The organism is Actibacterium sp., assembly GCF_041584535.1.
Classification (GTDB): Bacteria; Pseudomonadota; Alphaproteobacteria; order Rhodobacterales; family Rhodobacteraceae; genus Actibacterium_D.
This window is the reverse complement of the sequence record NZ_JBFHDW010000088.1, coordinates 1-8,931: the sequence shown is the minus strand read 5'-3', so window position 1 is coordinate 8,931 and position 8,931 is coordinate 1. Positions and strand designations below refer to the sequence as shown.

The 8,931-nt window shown below is 63.3% G+C and carries 10 protein-coding genes; 2 read left to right on the top strand and 8 right to left on the bottom strand.

Features of this window, described 5'->3' with window-relative positions; genetic code table 11:
• The 7 genes from ABYW26_RS06280 to ABYW26_RS06250 all read right to left on the bottom strand — a co-directional run.
• The coding region (locus ABYW26_RS06280; RefSeq protein ID WP_372603935.1) for a zinc-binding dehydrogenase at positions 1–1,037 on the bottom strand (1,037 nt) is incomplete at its 3' end.
• Between the two features lie 71 nt (positions 1,038–1,108).
• Complete coding sequence (locus ABYW26_RS06275; RefSeq protein ID WP_372603934.1) at positions 1,109–2,323, bottom strand: TCR/Tet family MFS transporter; 1,215 nt, start codon at positions 2,321–2,323, stop codon at positions 1,109–1,111.
• Between the two features lie 109 nt (positions 2,324–2,432).
• Positions 2,433–3,140, bottom strand: a complete 708-nt coding sequence (locus ABYW26_RS06270; RefSeq protein WP_372603933.1) for an alpha/beta fold hydrolase — start codon at positions 3,138–3,140, stop codon at positions 2,433–2,435.
• Positions 3,141–3,193: 53 nt separating this feature from the next.
• A complete protein-coding gene (gene pcaD / locus ABYW26_RS06265) occupies positions 3,194–3,982 on the bottom strand; it encodes a 3-oxoadipate enol-lactonase (protein WP_372603932.1) in 789 nt (262 codons plus the stop codon).
• Positions 3,982–5,151, bottom strand: a complete 1,170-nt coding sequence (pobA, locus tag ABYW26_RS06260) for a 4-hydroxybenzoate 3-monooxygenase (protein ID WP_372603931.1) — start codon at positions 5,149–5,151, stop codon at positions 3,982–3,984. The genes pcaD and pobA overlap by 1 nt, the downstream gene beginning before the upstream one ends.
• Before the next feature lie 284 nt (positions 5,152–5,435).
• Positions 5,436–6,260: an alpha/beta fold hydrolase gene (locus ABYW26_RS06255; RefSeq protein WP_372603930.1), complete on the bottom strand. Its 825-nt coding sequence runs from the start codon at positions 6,258–6,260 to the stop codon at positions 5,436–5,438.
• Complete coding sequence (locus ABYW26_RS06250) at positions 6,260–6,946, bottom strand: haloacid dehalogenase type II (RefSeq protein ID WP_372603929.1); 687 nt, start codon at positions 6,944–6,946, stop codon at positions 6,260–6,262. The genes ABYW26_RS06255 and ABYW26_RS06250 overlap by 1 nt, the downstream gene beginning before the upstream one ends.
• Positions 6,947–7,110: 164 nt before the next feature.
• Between ABYW26_RS06250 and ABYW26_RS06245 the strand changes: the two genes are divergently transcribed.
• Positions 7,111–7,539: a peptidylprolyl isomerase gene (locus ABYW26_RS06245; RefSeq protein ID WP_372603928.1), complete on the top strand. Its 429-nt coding sequence runs from the start codon at positions 7,111–7,113 to the stop codon at positions 7,537–7,539.
• Between the two features lie 67 nt (positions 7,540–7,606).
• Positions 7,607–8,203 carry a hypothetical protein gene (locus tag ABYW26_RS06240; protein ID WP_372603927.1) on the top strand — a complete coding sequence of 199 codons (597 nt, stop codon included), beginning with the start codon at positions 7,607–7,609 and terminating at the stop codon, positions 8,201–8,203.
• 90 nt (positions 8,204–8,293) lie between these two features.
• Here ABYW26_RS06240 and ABYW26_RS06235 read toward each other — a convergent pair.
• A partial coding sequence (locus ABYW26_RS06235) for an enoyl-ACP reductase (RefSeq protein ID WP_372603926.1) occupies positions 8,294–8,931 on the bottom strand: 638 nt, incomplete at its 5' end.

Below are 8,931 nucleotides of genomic sequence, written 5' to 3'. Positions count from 1 at the left end.
GCGATGGCCTCGTTGATCTGATCCAGCCGCCAGCGCCCGGAAATCAGCTCGTCCAGCTTGAGTCGCCCTTGCTGATACATGTCCACCATCCACGGGATATCGCGCACCAGCACGGTGTCGCCCATGAACGACCCGGTCATGCCTTGCCCGGTGCGGGCCAGAACCACCGGCTCATAGCTGGCCCGGTCGCCGGAATGCGGCATGCCGACCATGATAACCTGCCCCCCCGACGCCAGATAGCGCGTGGCGCTGTCATAGGCCGGAATCGCGCCCACTGTGACCAGAACCGCATCGGCGCCGCGCCCGCCGGTGATACGGCGAACGGTCGACCAAGGTTTGGGTTCGCTGGCGAGGATCGTGTCGGTCGCGCCGAATTCGCGCGCGGCGTCCAGCTTGTCCGCGACCATATCCACCGCAATGATCCGCGCTGCCCCGGCGATGCGCGCGCCTTGAATGGCATTCAGGCCAACGCCGCCCGCGCCGATCACCACGACCGACGCGCCGGGCCGGATCGCGGCCGCATTCACCGCCGCGCCGATGCCGGTGATCACCCCGCAGGCCAGCAGACAGGCCGAATCCAGCGGCATATCCGCCGCCAGCGGTGCAAGCTGACTGCGATGCACCACGACTTTTTCCGCGAAAGCGCCAGTCACCAAGCCCTGATCCAGCGCGCCGCCATCCGCCATATGCAGCGGCGGCTCGGGCATGACCGGGGTGGTGCAACTGGCCGGGTGGCCGGTGGCGCAGGTTACGCAAGCGCCGCAGGACCGCAGCATCGTCACCAGAACCTTGTCGCCCACCGCATAGGTGGTAACGCCCGGCCCGACGGCAGAGACGGTGCCAGCGGCCTCGTGACCGTAAACCGCGGGCAGGGGGCCGCCCCATGCGCCCTCGGTATAGGAAATGTCCGACTGACAGATCGCGACGGCGGCCAAGGTCACCTCGACCTCGTCGGTATCGGGCGCGCGCAGGTCGATTTCCTCGATCTGCAGCGGGGTGTTGAACGCGTGACAGACAGCGGCGCGAATTCGGGTCATGTGGGGTCTCCTGTTCTTGCGGTCAGACTTGCCGGAGGGGCGTCTGGCAGCAAGAGAGCGCGGAACTGCCGTTACGTCAAATCCGCCGTCCTAAGGCGGGATCCGGCAAAGATTACCAGACAGGCCAGCATCAGAGCCGCGGACAGAACAAAGGCCGCCCCCGGCAAATAGACCGGCGCCCCCGGCCCGTTGAACAGGGCAAAGATCTGGGTCATGGCAAAGGGCGACAGGATCATCGCCACCGCCCGCATCGACGCAACCGCGCCCTGCAATGCGCCTTGCTCGTTATCGGGGGTCTGATGTGACATCAGCGCCTGAAGCGCCGGTGTCACCACCGCGCCCAATGCGGTCAGCGGTGTCAGGAACAGCGCCAGCGTGCCATTCTGGACCAGCGCGAAAAACAGGAATGCGCCGACATTGACAGTCAGCCCGAAAAACACCGTGCGCCGTTCGCCCAGACGTTTCAGGATCTGCCGCATCAGCGCGCCTTGAACAAAGGCAATCGACACCCCGAACGACGCCAGCGACAGGCCTATCATGCCGACACTCCAGCCAAACCGCGCTTGGGTGAAATAGGCCCAGGTGGTGGGATAAACCAGGAAGGCGAACTCATACAGCAGCTCGATCAGCAGCAACCGATGCAGGCCGGGCAGGCGGCCCATGTCCTGAAACGCGCCCAGCGGATTGGCCCGCGACAGGCGAAAGGCGCGGCGGTTCTCGGGCTTGACGGTTTCCGGCAGCACCAGCACCCCCAGCGCCATGTTCAGTGCCGCAACGATGGCGGCGGCGTAAAGCGGTGCGCGTGGACCCATCGCGCCCAGCAACCCGCCGATCAGCGGGCCGATGACAAAGCCCAAACCGAACGCTGCGCCGATCAGGCCAAAGCGCGCGGCCTTTTCTTCAGGCCGCGAGATGTCAGCGATATAGGCGGTGGCGGCGGCAGGGGTTGCGGCGGTGATGCCGCCGACGATGCGCCCGGCCAGCAACAGCCAGATCGACCCGGCCAGCGCCATCACCAGATAATCCAGCGCCATAAAGCCCAGCGACAGCAACAGCACCGGACGGCGGCCATAGCGGTCTGACAGGTTGCCCAGCAGCGGGCCGAACAGGAATTGCATCACCGCAAAGGCTGCGGCCAGAACGCCGCCCCAGACCGCCGCCTGCGCCAGATCGCCGCCGGTGACGCTGCGGATCAGGTCGGGCATGACCGGCATCATCAGGCCAATGCCCATCGCGTCGATGGCCAGCGTCATAAGGATAAAGAAAATCGGTAATCTGTTCGACATCGGCACCATTCCGGGCGCCACACACGCGCCGGGTTCGAGATAAACTGTCCTCGGCACCGGGATCAAGCAGGGGCCGGGGCAAGGCCCCGATGACCGCGCGTCGTTTGGCCTAGATCAGGTCAAGAATGACCGGGGCAAGTTTTTCGGGCGCGGTCAGTTGCGGATAATGTCCGGCTTCCAACGTCACAATGTCGACTCCGGGTGTGGCGTGGGCCATTTCGGCCTGCAAGGCCGGGGTCAGTGTCCGGTCGTCGTCGCACAGGATATAGGCCTTGGGAATATCGGCGTAGGCAGGGGAAGTGATCTCAATCCGGTCGGTTTGCGGCGCGTTGGGCTGGACGCCGTTTTGCGACAGGCCAAGGCTGCGCTGTTCCGGCGAGGCGTCGTGAAACAGATAGGTATGGGCGGTGTCCGGGTCCAGAACGGTGGTGCCCACAGCCGCGCCGGGGCGCACAGCATTGCCGATTGTCAGGTCCTGACGCTTGATCAATGACAACAAACTGTCGCCATCCTTTGGTAGAAAAGCCGCCAGATAGATCAGTTTTTCAACTTTTTCAGGAACAAGCTGCGCGGCGGCGGTGATCGCCATTCCGCCCATCGAATGCCCGACCAGAATGGCCGGACGGTCGCCAATGGCGTCGGCAATGGCGCGGGCATAGTCCATCAGGCCGACGGTATGAGGCGGGGTCGCGTGGCCGGTATGGCCGGGCAGGGTCAGGGCCGAGACCTCGTGCCCCGCGGCGCTGAGCAGCGGGATCAAAGCGTCCCACACACCGGCCACGCCCCATGCGCCATGCACCAAGATAATCCGCGCCATCTGCGCCTCCATTTTTGCCTTCGTATTGCCGGGACCCGGGCCGCGCTGCAAGGTCAGATATGGCCGATTTCGGTCAGAAAACCGGTCAGCAACGCCGTGTATTCGTCAGGTTTTTCGACGCAGGGCAGGTGACCGGCGCCGCGGATCAGTTCGAACTTCGAGCCCCGGATCAGATCGACGGTCTCGCGCACCAGATCGGGCGGGGTGGCGATATCGCGGTCGCTGGCGATGCCCAGCGTCGGCAGGCCCAGCCCCGAGGTCGGGGTGTAGAAATCGGTGCCGGCGATGGCCTCGCAACAGCCGGCATAGCCTTCGGCGGGCTGCGAGGTCAGCATATCGCGCCAAAACCCGACGGCGGGCGTGGCGCGAAAGGTTTTGCTGAACCAGCGCTCGATCACCGCGTCAGTGATGGCCTCGATCCCGGCCCGGCGCACCAGCGCGGCACGGTCGCGCCACATCGGCGCAAAGCCGATCCGCGCCCCGGTGTTGGACAGCACCAGTGCCCGGATCTGATCCAGCCGCTTGATCGCCAGCCCCTGCGCGACCATCCCGCCAAGGCTTAGCCCGACGAACACGCAATCACGGATGTTCAGGTGATCCAGCAACGCCTCGGCATCGCGCACAAGGCTGCCCATGGCGTAGGGGCCGGGCGGGCAATCGGTGCCACCATGGCCGCGCGTGTCATAGCGGACGATCCGCAGCCCCGGCGGCAACAGCGGCACCACCGCATCCCAAAGCCGCAGATCCGTGCCCAGAGAGTTGGAAAAGACGATGGGCGCCCCGTCCGGGGCGCCCTGAATGTCATAGTGAATGCAAAGGCCATCAGGCCCGGTAAATTGCATCAGAAGGGTAGCCCCACATAGTTTTCAGCCAGCACTTTTTGCGAGGCTTCGTTCTCGCGCAGGAATTCCAGATCGGCCCGCTGCATCTTCAGGTCAAAGTCGGTCTGGTCGGGGTAACGGTGCAGCAGGTTGGACATCCACCAGCTGAACCGCTCGGCCTTCCAGATCCGGGCCAGTGCCTTTTCAGAATAGCGGTCCAGACCTTCGGTATCCTTGTCGGCATAGAACTGCACCATCGCGTGATACAGATAGTAGATGTCGGATGCGGCAGTGTTCAAGCCCTTCGCGCCGGTGGGCGGCACGATATGCGCGGCGTCGCCACACAGGAACAACCGGCCCCAGCGCATCGGCTCGGACACAAAGCTGCGCAGCGGTGCGATGGATTTCTCGATCGATGGGCCGGTGATCAGCTTGTCGGCATGTTCTTCGGGGATGCGGCGCTTGAGCTCGTTCCAGAACATCTGGTCCGACCAGTCACTCGGGCTGTCCGACAGCGGGCACTGGATGTAATAGCGGCTGAGGTTGGCATTGCGCATCGAGCACAGCGCGAACCCGCGGTCCGAGTTGGAATAGATCAGTTCCTCATGCACCGGCGGGGTTTCCGACAGCAGGCCCAGCCAGCCGAACGGATAGACCTTTTCATATTCCTTGCGCACGGTCAGCGGAATGGTCTGGCGGCTGACACCATGGAAACCGTCACAGCCCGCCACATAGTCGCAATCAATGCGTTGGGATTTGCCGTCGGCTTCGAAGGTCACATAGGGCTTGTCGGTATCGGCGTCGTTGATGACCACGTGATCGACGTTGAAGATCAGATTGCCACCGGTTTCTTCGCGCTTGTCATACAGGTCGCGGGTCAGTTCGGTCTGGCCATAGACGATGACCGGGGTGCCGGTGTGTTTGGTGAAATCGATGCGGAACTGTTCCTGACCATAGGCGATCACCGTGCCGTCATGGACAAATCCTTCGGTGTCCATGCGTTGGCCGACACCGGCTTCGCGCATCAGTTCGGCAAAGCCGACTTCCAGAACCCCGGCGCGAATACGGCCTAGAACATAATCGCGGGTCTTGCGTTCCAGAATAATCGTGTCGATGCCCTTGTTGTGCAAAAGCTGCGACAGCAACAGGCCCGACGGGCCACCACCGATGATACAAACTTGAGTGCGCATGAGGTCTCCTCCCTCTCATAAATCCTGAGCCGTTATGCCGCAGATAGTTGACACAGTCAATTAAATCGAGATGGACGATTAAGCGCCAGACTTGGACAATTCCTTGCGGATTGGGGCCAGATGTGGCGAGGACTTTGAACTTGCAGCGAAAACTGGGATTCAGCTTAGCATAAATTGGGCTGAAAATATCGCATTTCGGGCCGGGATTCCGCGCGAAACCCGGCCCGACAGGCAAATCAAATAGGGAGAAGCGACGCGCGCCGGGTGGAAAACCCGGCCCGGCCTCAGCCCAAAGCGGCGATGAACGCCCGCAGCGCCGCCAGCGATTCCGGCTCGTCCAGGAACGGCACATGCGCGCGGCCCGGCACTTCGGCGGCGATCAGCGCCGGGTTGCGGCGCTTCATTTCGGCGACGGTCGCGGGCGATAGCAGGTCGGAATTGCCGCCGCGAATGACCGCCACGGGGCGATCCGCCAGCATGTCGAAGAACGGCCACAGGTCCGGGGCCTCGGCCTCGTAATCCTTCAGGAACGAGTCGCGCAGCGCCGGATCGTAGTTGATCTTCAGGCCCTCGGGGGTCTCAAGATAGTGCTTGCGGGCCTCGGCCAGCCAGCGCCCCTCGGGCATGTCGCTAAAGCCGGGCATGTTGCGTTCCAGCGCCACGGCCAGCTGTTCATAGCTGCTGGCCCCCGCCGGGTTACGGCCGACATATTCGAAAATCCGCTCGATACCGCCACGCTCCAGCGCCGGGCCGATATCGTTCATGCACAGCCCCGAAATCCGGTCCGCCGCCATCGCGCCCAGCCCCATGCCGATCAGCCCCCCGCGCGAGGTGCCAAGGATCGCGGCCTTTTCGATGCCCAGATGATCCAGCAACTGGAGCGCATCGGCGCCTTCGCGCATCACGGTATAGCTTTCGGCCCCGGTCCAATCCGACTTGCCCCGGCCCCGGTAATCCATGCAGATCATCCGAACATCGCCCAGATGCGGCGCGACATAATCAAAGTCCTGAGTATTGCGGGTCAGGCCGGACAAGCACAACAAGGGCTGGCCGCTGCCGGTGTCACGAAAGGCGATTTTGGCACCGTCATCGGCAGTAAAAAATTGCATTAAAGGCTCCGTGCAAGTTCGGGAATTCGGGTCAGGTCATTCAATACATGGGCAGGCTGCCAAGGCAAGCGGTCCATCGGCTGACCGGCGCGATTGACCCATGCGGTCTGAAAACCATAGCCCGCCGCCGCCCCCGCATCCCAGCCGTTCGAGGACACGAACAGCACCGCCTCGGGGGCACAGCCGAACCGCTGCCCGACAAGGTCATAGACCGACCGGTGCGGCTTGAACACACCGACGCTTTCCACTGACAGAACGTCATCCAACAGGCCGCCGATCCCCGCCGACTGAACCGCCCCCGCCAGCATCTCGGGCGAGCCATTGGACAAGATCGCGGTCTGCATCCCGGCCTCGCGCAGCGCCTGCAACATCGACGGCACCTCGGGATAGGCCGACAGTTGCCAATACAACGCCAGCAGCCGCTCGTGCAGCGCCGGGTCGCTGATGCCCGAGGCCTCCATCGCCCATTCCAGCCCGCGTTGGGTGACCTGCCAGAAATCCATGTGATCCCCGGTCACCGCCAACAGCCACGAATATTCCAGCTGCTTGCGCCGCCAATCCTCGGCCAGCTTCGGCCAGACCTCGGCCAGCACCCCGGCATCCGGCTCGGCCGCGGCCTCGCGCGCGGCAGCGGCAACATCGAACAACGTTCCATAGGCGTCGAATACGCAAGCAGTGATGGTCATGACGGCTCCTTCTTTGCGCGCAACTCTTGCACAGCGCCTCGCCAACGGGAAGGCCGGGGTTTACATCAGACAACGGTCCGTTAGGGTAAGCCCACACCCCGAGCACCCGTGCGCACCCCCGTGCGGCCTCTGACAATCCATCCCAAGACATCAGGAAATATACGATGACCCAGGTTAAACCGGGCGACACGGTTCGCATTCATTACACTGGAACCCTGTCCGACGGCACCACATTTGACAGCTCGGCCGGGCGCGATCCGCTGGAATTCACCGTCGGCTCGGGCCAGATCATTCCCGGCCTCGACAAGGCGCTTCCCGGCATGACCGCCGGCGAAAAGAAAACCGTCGAGATCCCCTGCGCCGAAGCTTACGGCGACCGCCACGAAAACGCGATTCAGGCCGTTCCGCGCGACCAGATCCCCGCCGATCTGCCGCTTGATCCGGGCACGCAACTGCAAATGCAAACGCCCAGCGGTCAGATCATGCCGGTCACCGTGGCCGCCGTTACCGAAACCGAAGTCACCCTTGACGCCAACCACCCGCTGGCTGGCAAGGCTCTGACCTTCGCGTTCGAACTGGTCGAGATCGTCTGAATTCCGCCCATGGCCCCGCCGCCGCCGCCATCCTATAGTGCAGGGATCAGGCAGAAAGGCCGGGGCCATGGACAACAATGCCGAAACCCTGCGCGCACGCGTGCAGGAACTGAAAGAGGCGCTTCAGGACGAACTGGAACAGCGCCAGAAGAAATTTCGATACACGATCACCCATCGCAAGGTCGAATTCGAGGCTGACGCCCGCGCCGCTCAACGCGCCGCCCGCGAAAAACTCAGCAGCTTCCTGTCCCGCACCCGGCCGCTGACGGTCCTGATCGCGCCGGTGATCTATGCGCTGATCCTGCCCTTCGCGCTGCTGGACCTGTTCGTCACGATCTATCAGGCGATCTGTTTCCCGGTCTGTCGCATCCCCAAGGTCCGCCGCCGCGACTATATCGCCGTGGATCGCCAGCATCTGGCCTATCTGAACGCGCTGCAAAAGCTGAACTGCATCTATTGCGGCTATTGCAACGGACTGCTGGCCTATGTGCGTGAAATCGCCGCCCGGACCGAGCAATTCTGGTGCCCGATCAAACATGCCCGCCGTCTGGCTGAAACCCATGACCGCTATAGCCAGTTCAGCGATTACGGCGATGCCGCCAATTTCCGAGCCGAACTGGATCGCCTGCGCGCCGAATTGGCCGCCGAGCGGGCACGCAAGTAACTTTTTCTTGGGAAAAATACTCAACCCCGCGGGGCCAACGGCCCCGAGATCGGGGGAATGACCGGCCCGCAAGGGCCGGTCTCGTCTGTGTTACAGGTTCTCGGGCTGGGGCATCCCCAGCACATGCATGCCACCATCGACGGTGATGATTTCACCGGTGGTGCAGGCGCCGTGATCGCTGGCCAGATAGACAGCAGTGCCGCCGATGGATTCCAGCGTTGCGTTATGCCGTAGCGGCGCGTTGGTCTCGGTGAAGCGGAAGGTCTTGCGCGCGCCGCCGATCGCCGCGCCGGCCAGCGTTTTCATCGGACCGGGCGAGATCGCGTTCACCCGGATGCCGTCCGGCCCCAGATCGTTCGCCAGATAGCGCACCGACGATTCCAGCGCCGCCTTGGCCACGCCCATCACGTTGTAATAGGGCGTCACCCGGTTCGACCCGCCATAGGTCAGGGTGATGATCGTGCCGCCATCGCTCATCAGCGGCGCCGCACGGCGGGCCACGTCGATCAGCGAGAAACACGAGATATTCAGCGAGTTCTGGAAATTGGCGCGCGTGGTGTTGATGAACCGCCCGGCCAATTCGTTCTTGTCGGAATAGGCGATGGCATGGATCACGAAATCCAGCTTGCCCCAGCGCGATTTGAGCGCCGCAAAGGCCGCATCCATCGACGCCTCGTCAGTCACATCGACATCGATCAGGATATCCGAGCCCAACGTCTCGGCCAGCG

Excerpts from the sequence above, each read along its gene's own strand:
- ABYW26_RS06270 (WP_372603933.1), bottom strand. The coding sequence starts at position 3,140 with ATGGCGCGGATTATCTTGGTGCATGGCGCATGGGGCGTGGCCGGTGTG.
- pcaD (WP_372603932.1), bottom strand. The coding sequence starts at position 3,982 with ATGCAATTTACCGGGCCTGATGGCCTTTGCATTCACTATGACATTCAG.
- pobA (WP_372603931.1), bottom strand. The coding sequence starts at position 5,151 with ATGCGCACTCAAGTTTGTATCATCGGTGGTGGCCCGTCGGGCCTGTTG.
- ABYW26_RS06240 (WP_372603927.1), top strand. The coding sequence starts at position 7,607 with ATGGACAACAATGCCGAAACCCTGCGCGCACGCGTGCAGGAACTGAAA.
- ABYW26_RS06255 (WP_372603930.1), bottom strand. The coding sequence starts at position 6,260 with ATGCAATTTTTTACTGCCGATGACGGTGCCAAAATCGCCTTTCGTGAC.
- ABYW26_RS06245 (WP_372603928.1), top strand. The coding sequence starts at position 7,111 with ATGACCCAGGTTAAACCGGGCGACACGGTTCGCATTCATTACACTGGA.
- ABYW26_RS06275 (WP_372603934.1), bottom strand. The coding sequence starts at position 2,323 with ATGTCGAACAGATTACCGATTTTCTTTATCCTTATGACGCTGGCCATC.
- ABYW26_RS06250 (WP_372603929.1), bottom strand. The coding sequence starts at position 6,946 with ATGACCATCACTGCTTGCGTATTCGACGCCTATGGAACGTTGTTCGAT.